The organism is Mucilaginibacter sp. (assembly GCF_036383575.1).
Classification (GTDB): Bacteria; Bacteroidota; Bacteroidia; order Sphingobacteriales; family Sphingobacteriaceae; genus Mucilaginibacter.
Window position 1 is genome coordinate 1 of sequence record NZ_DASVOB010000602.1, and the last position, 16,589, is coordinate 16,589.

A 16,589-nucleotide genomic window follows, 5' to 3' on the forward strand; every position below is an offset into this window, starting at 1 on the left:
ATTATGCCGCAGCCTCGTGTTACGGGTGCTACGGCTTAAACTACCGGTGATGGCCTGGCGGGTGGGTTCGGCCAGTTTTTTGATGAGTTGGTCAACCACCTTACGTACTACCTGCCTGGCGGTATCTTTCGTTTTATCGGGAATAACGCGGCTCAGGGTCATTAACGTTGCTACCAAATGAACATCAGGCTCAACGTTTTCCAGCATTTCCTTTTCAAACAGCATCTGGGTAAGGTTAAGCCGCTTCAACGCATCCTGCTGCATTACCTGTACCACGCTTGATGGAAAAAATGTACGGATATCACCCAGCCATCGGCTCACGTTTGGTGATGAAGCACCAAGGCTGCCGGTACGATCACTATCATATAATGCTTCAAGTGTCCGGTCAACTTTCAGGTCGGCTTCATCAAGGCGAAATTCTGTGCCTTCGTTTTGGTTGCCTCCCAGTATCAACCGCCATTTGCGCAGGTGTTCCGGTTCAATTTCCATTTGTTTCGGTAATATTTATGGTTAAACCCAGTAATTGCATAATAACCGGCAGGCCCTGTTTGGCCCGTTCGGGATCAAAATTTGCGATGATGTTAGCATGCTGATGCCCCGATCCTCCACCCGAGCGGGCCTTTTCGCCAAGCTTTCTCCTTTCGGGATTGGTGAAATTGGCAAACGTGCGGCGCAGTAATGGCAGCACCTGCATAAAAATATCATCAGCGAGGCCAGCTACCCAATTATCTATCACCTGCCAAAGATCCTGATCAAGCAGCAGCAGAGTACCACTGCCTTTCAAAAAACCTTCGAGCCAGGCCGCCGCAATAACCGGTGCGGTAGCTGATGACATAGCAAAGCTGAAGTACTGCATCAGTTGATCCCCCTCCAGCTGCCGGGCATCGTGCAGCAAACGGGTACTGTACCCGCCTATAACCGGCGAGGTGCTTTTATTGGCAGCTATAATTATTAATGTATGCTGCCACATGTCAGTTATCTCCGCATCCTGCAACAAATTAATGCCGTCGTTCAATTTAAAAAACAGTTCCAGCAGTTTTTGCGAGGCGTCTTCATCAATGGCGATACAGGCATTGGGCAGGCTGATACAAACCCGGGTAATGATGCTGTTGATAATGCTCAGTACCAGCTCGGCATCTGTTTTACGTACGTTGCCATACCTTGCTACTGTTATCAAACCAGGCACTACTTCCATCAGTTCAATAACATCGGCTGAGGCCGCGGCTAAATTATTAAGCTGGTTGATCAACGCCTCTATAGCGCCGGGCAACTCGGCGGGGATAGTTTTTTCAAGCAAATCGCCTATCGCTTTCAGCTCTTTTGCTTCTTTTGACTGATTAAGTACGCTTGCTGTAGCAGCTTCAGCTACGGTATTTCCCAAATTTCCCCGCTCAATGATCTCCACCGAGTAGCCAGGGTCCCATTGTAACCGCCACTGTTCTTTAAACGTGCCTTTACCTGTGGTGTATTGCTGCCTGCCCCAGTTGATGCCCAGCAATTGCAGGCGGTGCAGGAAAATACTCCTATCCAGATCGATATCTTTCCTGAGATCGAGCGTATAATCTTTATAGTCTGCCGTGGCGGGCAGCCTTAATTTCTTTTGTTGTTTCTCGATATCGAGCTGTAGTGGTGGTTTGGGAATTTCAACAGGCACTTCCCCTATCTGGTGACCGACTATCAGTTCATCCTGTACCAGTTTCAGCAAAACGCTTTCGCCATTACAGAGCACACTAAGCGTTGCTTCATTCAATTCTTCCAAACCTACTTTGGGCAAACCGCGTAACGAAGCCAGCGCACCGGCCAACCTTACCGCTTCAATGATATGGGCGACAGAAGTATCCATCTGCTGCTTGCGGAACAGTTGCGCTACGTTGGCCATCCACAAAGTACCATCATCATGCGGGTGGTGCCAGATATGGTTATACCAGCCCGGCGAGTTGATGCCTGCCCCATAACCACTGTAAAAACTCAGGCGGCTAAACGTCCAGGGGATCCAGGTGCATTCCGTTTTTACCTTGGGGAGACCTTTCAACAGTTCGTTATCATCCTTTTGCGATGATTTACCTTGCAAGGCCGGTGCATGCCAGGCACCACAGATCACTGCTATGGTATGAAACATTTCCTTTTCGGCCTGGCGAATGGTGCGGCGCATATAGGCCTCGCGCATCAGTTCAAGCTTTTTATCTTTTTGGGGAAGACTTTCGCGGAGCGCCTGCATGGCTTCGGCTACGGCATCAAAAACATCATCGTTATTATTTCGATATTCAAAAGTATGCTCCCACCATTTTTCATCGTCGGTAAAACCGGCTGCATCAGAGAGATAGCTTATCGGGCTTTTGTAGAGCTGTTCGAGGCTTTGCCCCTCGTTATTGATATGACTGGTATCCGGTTCGTCCTCCTGCTTAATCACCTTACGCTCCCTTTCAACCAGCATCTGGTTGCCCGCAGGCAGATCCATAAAACGCACGTGAATGTTTTGCCTGCGGGCATAAAGGATGGCCTGCCATTCGGGCGAGAAATCGGCAAATGGATAAAAAACCGAACGCTGAGGATCATCGGGCTGATAGCAAAGCAAGGCAACCGGCGGTTTCAGCCCTTCGTTGCTTACCCATTGCAGCATGGCATCGGCTTCCGGCGGACCTTCAACCAAAACAATATCAGGCTTAACCGTTTCCAGGAAAGCTTTCACATTACGCGCCGAACCCGGCCCGTGGTGCCTTATGCCTAAAATATGTACTGCCATTGGCTTAAGGTTGTTTGATTATAGATCGCGGCAGGCACGGTAAATATCGGCCCAATCGGTACGGGGTTTTACCACAGTTTCCAGGTACTCCTGCCAAACCAGTTTATCCTGTACCGGATCCTTAATTACCGAACCAATGATGCCGGCAGCAAGATCGGCCGCTTTTAACTGCCCGTCGCCAAAATAGGCCGCCATAGATAAGCCACTGTTCACTACCGAAATAGCCTCGGCAGTACTCAATGTACCTGACGGAACTTTGATCTTCGTTTTGCCATCCAAAGTAACACCTGCACGGAGTTCGCGGAAAATGGTCACTATCCTGCGGATCTCCTGTAATGCAGGTGGTTCGGCAGGCAGCTCCATTACTTTTTCAAAGCTATCTACACGACGGCGCACAATGTCTATTTCTTCATCTACAGAATCAGGTAGCGGTAGGATCACCGTATTGAAACGACGTTTTAACGCACTCGATAATTCATTTACGCCTTTATCACGGTTGTTTGCTGTAGCTATAATATTAAACCCTTTAACGGCCTGCACTTCGATATTGAGCTCAGGCACGGGTAACGTTTTTTCAGATAGAATGGTGATCAAAGTATCCTGCACATCAGCTCCTATCCGGGTAAGCTCTTCCAGCCTAACGATCTTACCATCCTTCATGCCGCGCATCACAGGCGTTTCCACCAGTGCATCGGGCGATGGACCCTGGGCAATCAAACGGGCATAATTCCAGCCGTAACGAACAGATTCTTCGCTGGTACCGGCCGTTCCCTGGATGATCATGGTCGAATCGCCACTTACAGCGGCCGCCAGATGCTCGCTTACCCAGCTTTTTGCTGTACCCGGCAAACCGTATAACAGCAAAGCCCTATCAGTGGTGAGTGTAGCTACTGCTATCTCTATTAACCGGCGGTTACCGATGTATTTTGGCGAGACCTCGAAACCATTTTTCAGCTTACCGCCGACCAGGTAGGTTACTACCGATTGCGGAGAAAGCACCCAATTGGCGGGGCGCTTATCGCCGTCCTGCTTTTTCAGTTCTTCCAGTTCGTGTGCAAATAGTTGCTCTGCATGCTGACGTAATATCTGTGACATGTTAAAGTTTTTATGCGTTAAAGGCTTTAAGCGTTTGCTGTTTTAAGCTGAGTAAATTAATTAAATGATTGCGGGTTTTATCCCAGGTTGGACGGAGGGCTTCCTGCTGTGACGTTATATTTTCGATTTGATTTAATACTCCGATCGGAATGAGACCGATGTGCTGGTTAATGGTTTGCCTGTTGTATTTATATGGATTATCAGCCATTCCAGCAATAACCTTTAGAGCTAATTTATCGCCCCACTCGTCTTTGCAAAATAATGCCGTGTGCACTAAGCTATCCGTTTCCTGTTTGAATATGCGCAATATATACTCATCCCTTTCCTGCCGGGGTAATCTATCTGCAAAATCGTCGAAAAATTTATTTTCCACATGCAAAAAATATTGCATCCACTCATATTCGCCAAAACGGGCAACGGCCATCCCTACAGCTCCAACCATATCCGTAGTGTATTTATCAAAATACTCAACAACCTGTGCAGCTGGAACTTCAAATTGTTTAACCCAAAAAGAAGGCGGTACCCAACCAATCAGCTGGTATAGTATAAAAATTTCGTCTGTTGTATTAGTTTGTTTAACACCAACCAGCTTTTCGATGCTTGCCAATCTTTCTATACCTGTTTTAAAGATGTGTTCATCAACTACTTCCGGAAGTTTTTGCTGAATGGAAACCTTGGTCATCATCCCAAGCAAAGCCTTTTCCTTTTTAAGTATGATGGATTGACGTAATATTTCTTCGTATTGCTTTACTATCGAAGAACCAGGAATTTGTTTCAATAAATTGATTGCTTCGTCTTTCACCTTCTGCCCTTTTTCAGTAAGCAGGCTCTCCAAAAAAGGCAAATCGGCAGGCGACCTGTTTACTAATAATGTTTTAAGCAATTCAAGTTTATTGGCCGCGTTTTCCTGCGCCCAGGTTTGTTGCAGCCATTCACGCGCTTTGTCCGGTGTGGATTTTCTTATCTTTTTAAGTAATTCAATCCTTTGCGTTGGTGTACCAGTTTGCCAGATCTCCTCATCGGTCTGATTAACAAAAAAATCCCATTTTGGGTTTAGTTTGCTTAACCAGGCTCCACGGCTACCGCTGCACTCAATAACCAATGGCGATAATGTGTTATTACCTTTGGACTTATCCATTATCGCAGGCAGAACTCCAGGCAAAAGTAACTGCCCTCTTTCGCTACATTGCTGTAACCATAGTTTCAGCAAGGGATCATTATCTTCAGCCAGGATCTCGTTCAAAACAGCATCTGCCACATCTGGGCAATAAGGCTTCGTTTCTTCATCAGCTTTATTAACCGTTAAATCATTTTTTTGAAAAGGGACAAAGCCCGATTGCCTGTAATTGTAAATAACGGCTGCTTTTTGCAGGTACCGCTCTTCCTTATCTAATGTTGCTGTGGAATCTATCGCATTAGCAATTATAGCGACCTCTTCAGGCAAGTCGGCTATGACGGGCGCAGGTTTATCTGTGCCCAGCATAGCGGTATTAATAATACTTTCCCAGGCCCTCATTAGATACTTTTATAATTATTTTGATGCCACACACCAAGCGGGCGATATTCATTTTCTTTACCGATTACCGTCATAGTTACCGGGTCGCCGCCGCTTATGGCTACCAGTTGCCAGATATTGGTATAAGCTGCGGATATTTTGCAAAGGCAGCCTTCGCCATCCTGAAGCCACCATTGTTTTTGATAGTAAACTGGCGTTAACGATGTAACCACAACAGGCATTTCGCTCCGGAAAGGTAAACGACTATTTAATGTGGTTTCGTAACCGGCTACCTGTTGCCAGCCGGCAAAAGTTTGCACGGCGGAGGTATCAGTTTGCCTTATTATATTATAGTCCTTCACTATAGCACGGTAAGGTACAGTTGAAGGGAAATACACCAGCGTTGCATCCAGGTACATACCAGGCGAAAAGGCCAGCGGCAGAATCTGTCCTTTAACCGTAAATTGCAGCACCAGCGCGTAGCTATTGGTTTTTAAGCCGTAAAGCCAGTTTTGTTCAATAGTTAGCTGTTGTTCATCACGGCTTTCCTTGCCAATTACCAGCCAGGTATCCCTTACGCCCGTTTGTGCCCGCAACTCTTCCTGGTTGGTGGTAAAACCTATGGTCGTACGCAGGTCCTGCTGCAAATCAGGATCGATATTTTGAATGTTATTATAACCTTCGGCCACAAGATATAATTGAAGTAGTTTATCCATGAAAGCACTTTGCCAGCCTTCGTTCCAGAAGTTGGTACCAGCAAGGTTCCTGACCATACCTGCCAACCCTGATGCCTGCGCATCAACCATGCGGCGGGCCATGTTATCCCAGTAAGCGGGAGTTTTTTCGGGGATGGTTAAAATACCACCGCGTACAATATCCTTGATCCAAACCATCAGCTCGGTTATGCCCGCGCTTACTTTTTGCTCACGTGCCTGCTGGCGTTTAGCCTGGGCGCTTTCGTCTACAGACTTTTCTCCTGCTTTTTCAACTTTCTTTTCTTCTTTTTCGGCACGTTTGTTTATCCAATCGTTCACCCAGGCCGGCATAGCCGATGTAGCAAATAACCCCGGCTGCCGGGCGCATAAAAGCATGAGCCCTAAACCATGCTTACAGGGAAACTTACGACTGGGGCAGGAACATTTGAAAGCGATAGCACTAAGATCAACCTGGGTTTGATAAGGTTTGCTACCGCTGCCCTGGCATTCGCCCCAAAGGGCCTGCTCATTGATGCCTTTGCTTACCCACTTGGCCGGATTAGCCAAATCACGACCAGCTTTTTTTGAAGCTTCATCGGGCGCAAGGGCGTATATCTGATCTTCTGTTAGCTGCAAAACTTGTGATATTTAGTATAAAAACGGGTTAGGCATTTCGATCCTAAAATCAGGATAAAATAATTACGCGTCAAGCCGTAAAGCAAATAAAAACCCTCCTCCGGGAAAACCGAAAGAGGGTCAGTCAACCTAACACACCCTGGGTGAGTCGGGTCTGTTAGTTAATAGTTAATATAAGAAGCAAATTACAAGGCAAATCCATAAGCTAAACGCAGGCCAACCATACCAAAGTGGTCTTGATTAGCACCCGAAAAGTTTTCATAACGTACGCTTACATCCCAGGTTTTATTGGCCCAGCCTAAACCCGGCGAAAGGTCAAGCCTGTGCGGGCCCCAGCCTTGTTCCAGTTTTTCGTAAGCTATACCAGCTTCGCCGGCAACATATATACTGGGCACAAAGAACTCCTTGAAACCAAATTTGATAGGAATTTCGCCATAGCTTCCATAGCGTTTACCTGTAACCGGGTTTTTCTTAGGAAAAAAATGATAACCGCCCATGGTATAGGTAAGCGCGAAACTATCGCTTATACCGTATTGCAAACGGGCTGTACCACCTAATGTAAAGGTGCTGCCAAGTTTTGCCACACCGGTGGGTAAACCGGTTTCAATTCCTAAACCTAAACGGAACGCATTTGCAGGAGTGGTTTGCGCTTTTACCGTATTTGTAAAAAACAGGGCTCCTATCACAAGGGCTGCTGCTGTTAACTTTGATAGTAATTTCATGTAGTGATATTTTGTGTACATAATGATTACTACCATTTTAAGGTTGGCGTTGCCTTGTATTGCAGATTTTTTTATGGCGACTGTATATCGCTGCTATTCTTTGATATAATGCAGCCCTACAACACTATTAGCCAAAGTTGTGCTTTTTTTCAGTGTGAGCTTTATTTCCACGTTGGCAAATAACGGGATACCTGCACCAAGAATAATAGGATTTACAAACAACCAGTATTCATCTACCAGCCCCTCGGCCATTAAATAGCGTGCAAGGCCGGGGCTGCCAAACATAATGATTTCGCCGCCCTCCTGTTTTTTTAGGTCTAAAATACGTTCCGTTAGATCATCACTAATAAATTTTATTTTATCGGTTTCTTGCTGAGCAGCCTTTTCAGACACCACATACTTAAGCGCTTTCTTGTACCATGTGGAGTGTTCGATATCATGCTTTGAAGCATCAGGCTTATCTGCGGCTGTAGGCCAGTAGGCATCCATCATTTCAAAAGTTTTGCGACCATATAAGGCGGTATCTGTTGCCTGAATGCGGTCGTGGGCATATTCAAAAATTTCATCGCTTACTTTTATCCAATTCATAGCGCCATCAGCGCGTGCAGTAAAACCATCAAGCGAAATGTGCATGAACAATACTAAGTTTCTCATAATATCATTTTTTATATTTTATATCTCAAATTTAAGGAGCACCATACCTTACCCAAAGGGGCTAAAACGACTTTTAAAGGGTGCAAATACGCCTGCACAAAAAAGGCCATGCTTTCGCACGGCCTTTTCTCAACAAATAATACGTTGTTTATAACGTAGCCATGTCAATTACAAACCTGTAACGTACATCGCCTTTTTCCATACGGTCATAAGCTGTTTGTATATCCTTGATATCGATCATTTCAATATCCGAAACAATGTTATTCTCGGCGCAGAAATCAAGCATCTCTTGAGTTTCTTTGATACCGCCAATACCCGAACCAGCTAAGCTTTTACGGCCACCTAACAAACTAAAAGCAGCGATCTCGGCTGGTTTCGGAGGAACGCCCACGCAGATATGAACGCCATCAGTACGCAGCAATGACAGGTACATGTTAAAGTCATGCTCGGCAGATACAGTATCCAGGATAAAATCGAACGAGTTTTTAGCGGCTTTAACCTGTTCAAGATCCGTAGTAACTACAAAGTGGTGAGCGCCTAATTTCTTAGCGTCTTCTTCTTTTTTAGGCGATGTACTTAATACCGTAACATCGGCACCAAAGGCTACGCCGAATTTAACAGCCATATGGCCTAACCCACCTAAGCCAAGCACAGCCAATTTATGGCCTTTGCCAACTTTCCAGTGCCTTAACGGCGAGTAAGTGGTGATACCGGCACACAGCAATGGAGATACAGCGGCAAGATCAACACCTTCTTTAAGGTGCAGCACAAAATCCTCATTAACAACAATGGTATTTGAGTAGCCACCGTAGGTAGGTGTTTTATGATCCTGTTCAAGGCCGTTATACGTTTGTGAGCTGCCATTGAGGCAATATTGCTCCAGATCGCGTTTACAGTTTTCGCACACACGGCATGAGTCAACCAGGCAGCCGGTAGCAGCGAGGTCACCAACTTTAAAACCTTTTACATGCTCGCCAACTTTAACTACGCGGCCAACAATTTCGTGGCCTGGCACCATTGGAAAAATACCGGGGAACCAGTCATTTTTGATCTGGTGCAAATCGGAGTGGCAAACGCCGCAGTACAGAATATCAAACTGCACATCATGAGCACCAACTTCACGCCTGTCAAAAGTCCAGGGGGCAAGCGGCGTGTTTTCATCTTGCGCGGCATACGCTTTAGTTTCAATCATAGTAGTAAATGTTAAGTAGTTTGTGAATGATGATTTATGAGTTTGGAGAGGATCTCCATAACAAATGTACAATGATATTTTTATAAATATTAGCCAACTATGACGTTGAAATAAAAATTGACACATGAAAGGACAATGTTAACCACAGGTGAATACAAACCTTTAATTTAGCATTATAGATCGCAACACATGAAAATAGCCATAGCCACTCCCCCTTTTCCGAAATCAATTAATGACGGTTTACTGCAAGCTGAAAAGCTGATGAAAGAAGCTGCAGCGCAGAAGGCCGAGGTTATTTGCTTCCCTGAATCATACATACCGGGGTACCCAGGTATGATAGCCGATCCGGAACCAACGTCGCCAGCGGTATTGCAATCGGCATTGAATGAAGTATGCTGGATGGCCGCTGAAAATAAGATAGCCGTAATAATGCCTATGGATTGGTATGGTGAGGACGGGCTCTTGAACATTGCCCATGTAGTATCCCAAACCGGAGAAATACTTGGCTATCAAACCAAAAACCAGTTAGATCCGTCGGAAGATACGATCTGGGTTCCGGGTACCCAAAGAAATATTTTTGAAGTTAATGGTTTAAAATTTGGCGTTGTCATTTGCCACGAAGGTTTTCGGTATCCTGAATCGGTAAGATGGGCGGCGCGCAATGGCGCACATATTGTTTTTCACCCGCATTTTTCGGGCAGTAATACCGAAGGCGTGCTGCTCACCGAATGGGGCAGTATGGCCAACCCTTATTATGAAAAGGCCATGATGATGCGCGCTTTGGAAAACACCATTTATTTCGCCAGCTCTAACTATGGTTCACTTTATCCAGAGTCGGCAAGTTCGGTTATTGCACCGGATGGTACCTGTTTAGTTTACCAGGCCTATGGAACAATAGGTATAATTGTGGCAGATATCGACTTAAAGAAAGCAACCGGCCATTTGGCCAAAAGATTTAAACCGCAGTTGTATGGTTATTGAAATCAAACAAGCCTGTCTAACCATTATTTGAATTTTGCAAACAATGGATTGATTTATTCAAACACTTCGCTTCCCATCTGTTTTACTTTTGTACTATAAATCAAAAGAAAATGGAAAACAAAAATAAGATTGCTATAGTAACCGGCGGCAGCCGCGGATTAGGCAGGGATATGGCCTTAAGGCTTGCCGAAAAAGGCATCGACGTTATATTAACCTATAACACCAATGCTGATGAAGCGGCAAAAGTTGTTAACTTAATTGAACAAAGTGGCGCAAAAGCGGCAGCGTTACAACTAAATACAGGAGTAATTAAAAGCTTCGCCCCCTTTGCAGAAAAACTCCGCGAAGTATTAACTGATAAATTTAAAACCAATCATATTGATTTCCTGATCAATAATGCCGGGCAAGGTGGCTACAACGCTATCCCTGATGTTACAGAAGAGTTTTTTGACGACCTCCTGAATGTGCACTTTAAGGGTGTATACTTTTTAACTCAAAAGCTGATCCCGTTGATAAACGATGGCGGCGGCATTGTGAATGTTTCGTCCGGATTGACCCGTGTATCGGTTCCCCGCTCTTCGGCCTACGCTTCAATGAAAGGGGCGGTAGAGGTTTTCACCCGTTATTTGGCTAAAGAACTTGGAGCAAGAGGTATCAGGGCTAACGTAGTTGCCCCCGGTGCCATCATGACTGATTTTGGTGGCGGCCACCTGCGTAACAGTGAAGAGACACAGAAAATGGTGAGCAGTATAACAGCCTTAGGCAGGCCGGGCGTTGCCGAAGATATTGGTGGTGTGGTAGCTTTCCTTTGTACCGAAGATGCCCGCTGGGTAAACGCTCAACGTATTGAGGCTTCGGGTGGTATGTTTGTTTAAATGGTAAAGATCTGAGTCAAGGAAATATCTCATAACAACTTGTGAGATATTTCCTTGATTTTGAAACCCGATCAGCACTTTAGGAGGCTGTATTGATTCTACTAACAAAAGGGGGGTAACAGGGTTAACACAATTCGGGGTTAACATTATACTATACACTTAATAATCAATTAATTGGGTGTATTTCTCCAAGAAAACATGTTAACCCTCTTTTGTATAAATATTATCGGCTAAATTTCAATTCATAGGTAACACAACGCCAAGGGTGGTCAATTTGATTTATGATACAGCCTCTACAAAAATCACTGCAACATTTCCAATATCACAATTACCGCATTATTACTTAGCGCTTCCAGATCGGCTTCCTCCAACTCCCATAGCGCCAGGCCATCACGTTCATGCATCAGGCGGCCTTGTAGTTCAAACGCTCCGGCAAGCACAAATCCGTAAAATAATGATTTGCTTTGAAGTTGATAAAGCGCATCTTTCCTTCCACCAAACACACCGAGGTGCAAACGAAACGGGTGGTTTCTGCAGCCTGGAACCAGATCGATCAGTTCATTTTGCCTGCCGGCAAAATCAAACTTAAAAACCTCATCACGCGGTACATTTACATCCTTATTATCTTTTAACTGCAGATAGAGGTAATTGATCCAGTCGCTTTTATAAAGGTTGGCCAATTCAAGTACCTCACCGGCAATTGCATAACCTACAAAAACCTCCCCAACATCAATCAACCTGATATCTCCGTTTAACCTTTTTAGCAACACTTCGCCGGTTACCGGTATTAAAACAATCCAGCATGAGTTTTTTACGGTAACAGTGGTTGAATTACCACCTGCCAGCATTTCATCATTCCATACCTCCAGCCGACCAAAGGGCGTGCGATGTTTATTAAAATAATCACCATAATTAAAATTACTGTAACGCCTCAGGGTATTACTTTTCGTAAAGCCTCTTTGGTCGGCCAAATGTATTTGTCCCGGTGAGATCTTTTCCATGTTTAATTGTGATACTGTAACGAACTAATGTTTATATACGGCTGCAATTGCATAAGGTTGGTAGATATGCTATTATTTTCGGCAGATGATTGATTTTCGGGCGAATGAACTGATAAGAGCAGGTAATTATCTATGGTATCATGCCAGATCAGTGGTTCGGAATAAAAGTTAATGGCAACCTGGTGTTTATCCTTATCATTAATATCCGAATTGATGATCTCCAGCTGAAACCTGCTGAACGTAAGAAACCGCCTGCCAATATTGTTTAAAATATCGGGCATGATACTGCCAAGCTGCTGAACGTAACCTGTAACCGACGGCGTAACCATGCCTGTTATACGTTGGGCATTGGGCACGTTCCTCATTAATTCGGCATAGGAAGTATAGGCGGTTCCATGGCTAAAATTCTGGGCCTGCATTTTAAATTCCAGATAAGTGCTTTCAAAAACCAGCTTATCCCATTGTTTAACCGACCGGGCATCGATGATCTTACGATAACACAAAATGATCACACGTTTTTGCATATTATGATTTAAAAAACAAGGCACCGACACCGGCCGGCGCCCTGTTACAAAACAAAATGAAAATTTTAGGCAGGTACGCTCAAACTGATAGCTAAAACAAAGCCGGCGGTGGTACTACCGGTTACGGTAGCAAGCTCAAGCGTATAACCATCGCTAAATACACCGTCGCTGGCATTGTAGGTATAACCGCTCATACCTTTGCTGTAACCGCTAACGGCAGCTAACGCCGTACCTGTACCTTCGGGGAAAGCAATCTGTGTCACCTTCAATGATGTACCCGACGAGTTATACACATGCACATGGATATGCGTAGCCCTGCCGGTATACCAGCCCGGAAATATGGAAGTAAAAGTTACCAGACCATTTGAATCGGTAGTTTGCCTGCCGCGTAAAAAGTGCACCGTGGTATAATTTGTTGATTGGGTACCACTGCCACCATATTCTGAATAATTTCCTTCCGCATCGCAATGCCAGATATCAACCAATGCAGACGAAAGCGCGGCGCAGCTACTATTACTGTTTTTTATTGTAATGTTCACCGTAAGCTTATACCCGGTACGGCCATCGGTAATATCACTCCTCACATAAGATGCAGGTGATTTTGTTGGATAAGGCCCTTCAGTTTCTGTAGGCACAACACTGCAGCTGCTTGAATCAGTTGAACCAGAAGTGCTTCCGGAAGAGGAACTTCCTGAAGTAGTAGTTGTAGTTGTGGCAGTATCGGTATCCTTTTTGCAGGCTTCAACCAACACCGACGATGACACCGCACCGATCACCAGGCTTTTTAAAAAGTTCTTTCTTTCCATTGTATGTTCTCCTTTTAAGTTTAATCTAATCTGTTGATTCAAAAGTAAAAGCGGCACAGTAAGTGTTGAAACATGTGTCGCTTAGTTGCCTTTTTGTGTCGACAAACAGCAAATTATTGCAGCGGGAAAACAACCTATTATATAAACATACAGTTGGATGACAGGCTTAAACCCGCAAATTTCCCTATCTTTGCATGTTTTTTTGAGAATAGATAATACTTATGGCATTAAAAAGCAGTGCGGTGATCACCGGTGTAGGCGGCTATGTTCCTGACAACATTTTAACTAACAGCGATTTAGAAAAAATGGTTGAAACTAACAGCGACTGGATAATTTCGCGTACCGGGATCAAAGAAAGAAGGATCCTTGTCGACAGGTCAATGGCTACGTCGGATATGGCGGCCTTTGCAGTAAAAAGTTTACTTGAAAATGCCAAAATTGATCCCTCTGAAATAGATTGCGTTATTGTAGCTACCTCAACCCCCGACTACCTGCTCATCTCTACCGCCAGTATTGTTTGTGACAAATGCGGCTTAAACAATGCCTGGGCATCTGATGTTAATGCCGCTTGCAGTGGTTTCCTTTATGCCTTCACTCTTGGCTCAAGTCTGGTTGAAAGCAATCGTTATAAAAAAGTAATAGTTATCGGTGCCGATCAAAACAGCGCCATTGTAAACTACGCCGACCGTAATACCTGTATCCTTTTTGGCGATGGAGCCGGTGCGGTATTGCTTGAACCTTCAACCGAGGATGTTGGCGTTATCGACAGCGTATTTAAAACAGATGGGCACGGCAGGGAGCATTTGTATGTACCCGGCGGCGGCTCGATGAACCCGGCTTCCGAAGAAACCCTCGACGGTAAATTGCACTACATCCGCCAAGATGGAAGAGTAGTTTTTAAAGCTGCTATCAAAGGCATGACTGAAAGCTGCACATCTGTACTGCAACGTAATAACCTTACCATAAACGATATCAACTGGCTGATCCCCCACCAGGCTAATTACCGTATTATCCATGCTGTAGGCGATGCTTTGGGCTTACCTGAAAGCCGTGTTAAGATCAATATCGACCGTTATGGTAATACTACGGCTGCTACCATTCCGCTGGCCTTGTGGGATTATAAAGAAGATTTCAAAGAGAACGACAACATGATCCTGACAGCATTTGGCGCAGGGTTTTCGTGGGGCGCTACTTATTTGAAGTGGGGTAAATTGAGATAATACCCGTTTATAAAACAAACTAAAAATACAAAGGCTGTCCTTTACTACAGGAAAGCCTTATTTATTAATACACCATACGATTATGACAACTGAAGAGCGAATTAAAGAATCGGAGTCGCGGATATTTAAAACGGTATTCCCGAGTGACACCAATCATTATGATACGCTTTTCGGTGGTTCGGCAATGGCCATGATGGATGAAGTAGCTTTTATTACAGCAACACGCTTCACCCGTAAAAGAATGGTCACTGTATCATCAGACAGGATCGACTTTAAACGCCCTATCCCTGCAGGTACTATCATCGAACTTGTTGGCAGCATAGCCCACATCGGCAATACCAGCCTCAAAGTTTCGGTTGAGATTTATATTGAAGAAATGTATTCCTTTGTACGCGAAAAAGCCATCACAGGTACTTTTACTTTTGTTGCTATTGATGAGCATAAGCACCCGATAAGCGTTCTTTGAGCCGAAAGCTAAAGACTATTTCGAAGCAAAAAGCTTTCTGCTTATTAATGTAATTTCTTCCGCTTTAACAAGCCGCCTGTAGTATCATCAATACTTTGCTGCACAATAAAAGCTTTGGGGTCTATCCGCAAGATGGTTTGCTTCAACGATGGGATCTCCAGACGGGTAGCTACAGTGAACACAATATCGCGGGGATCGTTTACATGGCCGTCTTTACCGTATCCGCTTTTACCCTGGTAAATAGTAACCCCGCGGCCAAGGGTAACTGTTATGGCACGCCTAATAGCGTCGCTCTTGGTAGAGATCACCGTAACGCCCGAATATTGCTCAATACCATTCAATAAGAAATCGATCATTTTGGCAGCGGCCATATAGGTTAATATCGAATACATGGCCGGTTCAACACCCAATACCGATGCCGCAACCCCAAATATCAAAACATTGAGTAGCAAAATAAAATCGCTCACTTTAAGCAGTTGCGTTTTTTTACTTACCAATACAGCCGCTATTTCGGTACCATCAAGAACAGCTCCTCCACGCATAGCCAACCCGCTGCCTGTGCCAATAAATACCCCGCCAAATACCGCGGTAAGTAGTTTATCATGAGTAACGTCGGGAAAGCTAACCACCGCGAGGCAAAGAGATAATAAGGCTATAGCAATTGTGCTTTTTATCGCGAACCAAAGACCAAGCTTCCGGTAACCGATCCATAAGAACGGAACATTGATCACGAAGATCAATATGGATATGGGTATGGAAGTTATATCAAATATCAGCATGGATACCCCGGTTGCGCCTCCATCAATAAAATGACTGGATAATAAAAAGCCTTTAAGACCAAAAGCTGCTGATAAAATCCCGACTCCGATATTAGCTGAATCCTTGATAATGTTGATTGCCTTCATGCCCAAATATAGCTTTTTGAGCCTAAAGGCTGGCATGAAAGAGTTAAATAGGCGAGACTAACCAGTTAAAAAAAATGTCATTAAGGGTGCAGATCAATAAGGAAGTGAGACTAATAAAATGCAACTGCTCCTTTAACAAGCCGTTTTATTTTATATAATTTCTTTATCTTTATTTTAAATAATTACTTATGATAACCGCTGAAGTGAAATTGAAAGAAAAAGATGCTGAAATGATTTTGAAAGTCATTTCAAAATTGGGTGGGAAAGTTAAGGTTATAAGTTCTGAAAGCTCCAAGGAATCTCCTGTCAAAAAGAAATTTAAAGCCGATCTTGAAGAAGCCTTTCATGAAATCAAATTACATCAGGAAGGAAAAATAAAATTAAAGACTGCAAGAGAATTACTCGATGAGCTTTAATATTATCCCAACTGCAAGTTTCAGCAAAGAATTAAAACGGCTTGCCAAAAAACACCAATCGTTAAAGACGGATTTTGCCGATTTGCTTGACATTCTTGAAACTAATCCTCAACATGGTACACCGATTGGGAAAAACTGTTTCAAAATACGCTTATCTATTGCC

Annotated in this window: 16 protein-coding genes and 1 pseudogene; 5 read left to right on the forward strand and 12 right to left on the reverse strand. The window is 44.3% G+C overall.

Annotated features, from left to right (window positions below; genetic code table 11):
- The 8 genes and pseudogenes from VF500_RS21440 to VF500_RS21475 all read right to left on the reverse strand — a co-directional run.
- Positions 1-489, reverse strand: a pseudogene (locus VF500_RS21440) (hypothetical protein); the annotation flags it as partial.
- The gene (locus VF500_RS21445; protein ID WP_330861638.1) at positions 479-2,743 is read right to left on the reverse strand and encodes a DUF5682 family protein; all 2,265 of its coding nucleotides are present in this window, start codon (positions 2,741-2,743) and stop codon (positions 479-481) included. The pseudogene VF500_RS21440 and the gene VF500_RS21445, both read right to left, overlap by 11 nt.
- An 18-nt stretch (positions 2,744-2,761) precedes the next feature.
- Complete coding sequence (locus VF500_RS21450; protein ID WP_330861639.1) at positions 2,762-3,838, reverse strand: AAA family ATPase; 1,077 nt, start codon at positions 3,836-3,838, stop codon at positions 2,762-2,764.
- Between the two features lie 10 nt (positions 3,839-3,848).
- Positions 3,849-5,354, reverse strand: a complete 1,506-nt coding sequence (locus VF500_RS21455; protein WP_330861640.1) for a DUF5691 domain-containing protein — start codon at positions 5,352-5,354, stop codon at positions 3,849-3,851.
- Positions 5,354-6,664 (reverse strand): SWIM zinc finger family protein, encoded by a 1,311-nt coding sequence (locus VF500_RS21460; protein ID WP_330861641.1) that lies wholly within the window; start codon positions 6,662-6,664, stop codon positions 5,354-5,356. The genes VF500_RS21455 and VF500_RS21460 overlap by 1 nt, the downstream gene beginning before the upstream one ends.
- 185 nt (positions 6,665-6,849) lie before the next feature.
- The gene (locus VF500_RS21465; protein WP_330861642.1) at positions 6,850-7,386 is read right to left on the reverse strand and encodes a hypothetical protein; all 537 of its coding nucleotides are present in this window, start codon (positions 7,384-7,386) and stop codon (positions 6,850-6,852) included.
- Between the two features lie 93 nt (positions 7,387-7,479).
- Positions 7,480-8,040 carry a dihydrofolate reductase family protein gene (locus VF500_RS21470; RefSeq protein WP_330861643.1) on the reverse strand — a complete coding sequence of 187 codons (561 nt, stop codon included), beginning with the start codon at positions 8,038-8,040 and terminating at the stop codon, positions 7,480-7,482.
- 148 nt (positions 8,041-8,188) lie between these two features.
- On the reverse strand, positions 8,189-9,232 hold the full coding sequence (locus VF500_RS21475; RefSeq protein ID WP_330861644.1) for an NAD(P)-dependent alcohol dehydrogenase: 1,044 nt from the start codon (positions 9,230-9,232) through the stop codon (positions 8,189-8,191).
- Positions 9,233-9,421: 189 nt separating this feature from the next.
- Here VF500_RS21475 and VF500_RS21480 point away from each other — a divergent pair, with 189 nt between their 5' ends.
- Together VF500_RS21480 and VF500_RS21485 are read left to right on the forward strand one after the other, a co-directional pair.
- The gene (locus VF500_RS21480; RefSeq protein WP_330861645.1) at positions 9,422-10,213 is read left to right on the forward strand and encodes a carbon-nitrogen hydrolase family protein; all 792 of its coding nucleotides are present in this window, start codon (positions 9,422-9,424) and stop codon (positions 10,211-10,213) included.
- A gap of 110 nt (positions 10,214-10,323) precedes the next feature.
- The gene (locus VF500_RS21485; protein ID WP_330861646.1) at positions 10,324-11,088 is read left to right on the forward strand and encodes an SDR family NAD(P)-dependent oxidoreductase; all 765 of its coding nucleotides are present in this window, start codon (positions 10,324-10,326) and stop codon (positions 11,086-11,088) included.
- Between the two features lie 302 nt (positions 11,089-11,390).
- On the opposite strand, the gene VF500_RS21490 is transcribed toward VF500_RS21485, so the two are convergent.
- The 3 genes from VF500_RS21490 to VF500_RS21500 all read right to left on the reverse strand — a co-directional run bounded on the left by VF500_RS21490 (position 11,391) and on the right by VF500_RS21500 (position 13,419).
- The gene (locus tag VF500_RS21490; protein WP_330861647.1) at positions 11,391-12,089 is read right to left on the reverse strand and encodes a hypothetical protein; all 699 of its coding nucleotides are present in this window, start codon (positions 12,087-12,089) and stop codon (positions 11,391-11,393) included.
- A 2-nt stretch (positions 12,090-12,091) separates the two neighbouring features.
- On the reverse strand, positions 12,092-12,613 hold the full coding sequence (locus VF500_RS21495; RefSeq protein ID WP_330861648.1) for a hypothetical protein: 522 nt from the start codon (positions 12,611-12,613) through the stop codon (positions 12,092-12,094).
- A gap of 65 nt (positions 12,614-12,678) precedes the next feature.
- On the reverse strand, positions 12,679-13,419 hold the full coding sequence (locus tag VF500_RS21500; protein WP_330861649.1) for an intradiol ring-cleavage dioxygenase: 741 nt from the start codon (positions 13,417-13,419) through the stop codon (positions 12,679-12,681).
- Between the two features lie 221 nt (positions 13,420-13,640).
- Between VF500_RS21500 and VF500_RS21505 the strand changes: the two genes are divergently transcribed.
- Positions 13,641-14,639 (forward strand): beta-ketoacyl-ACP synthase III, encoded by a 999-nt coding sequence (locus VF500_RS21505; protein ID WP_330861650.1) that lies wholly within the window; start codon positions 13,641-13,643, stop codon positions 14,637-14,639.
- A gap of 82 nt (positions 14,640-14,721) precedes the next feature.
- The gene (locus tag VF500_RS21510; protein ID WP_330861651.1) at positions 14,722-15,105 is read left to right on the forward strand and encodes an acyl-CoA thioesterase; all 384 of its coding nucleotides are present in this window, start codon (positions 14,722-14,724) and stop codon (positions 15,103-15,105) included.
- Between the two features lie 44 nt (positions 15,106-15,149).
- Here VF500_RS21510 and VF500_RS21515 read toward each other — a convergent pair whose 3' ends face one another.
- Entirely contained in the window at positions 15,150-16,010 is an 861-nt protein-coding gene (locus VF500_RS21515; RefSeq protein WP_330861652.1) for a YitT family protein, read from the reverse strand.
- Positions 16,011-16,198: 188 nt separating this feature from the next.
- On the opposite strand from VF500_RS21515, the gene VF500_RS21520 reads away from it, so the two are divergent.
- Positions 16,199-16,426, forward strand: a complete 228-nt coding sequence (locus VF500_RS21520) for a hypothetical protein (protein WP_330861653.1) — start codon at positions 16,199-16,201, stop codon at positions 16,424-16,426.
- Positions 16,427-16,589 lie beyond the last annotated feature (163 nt).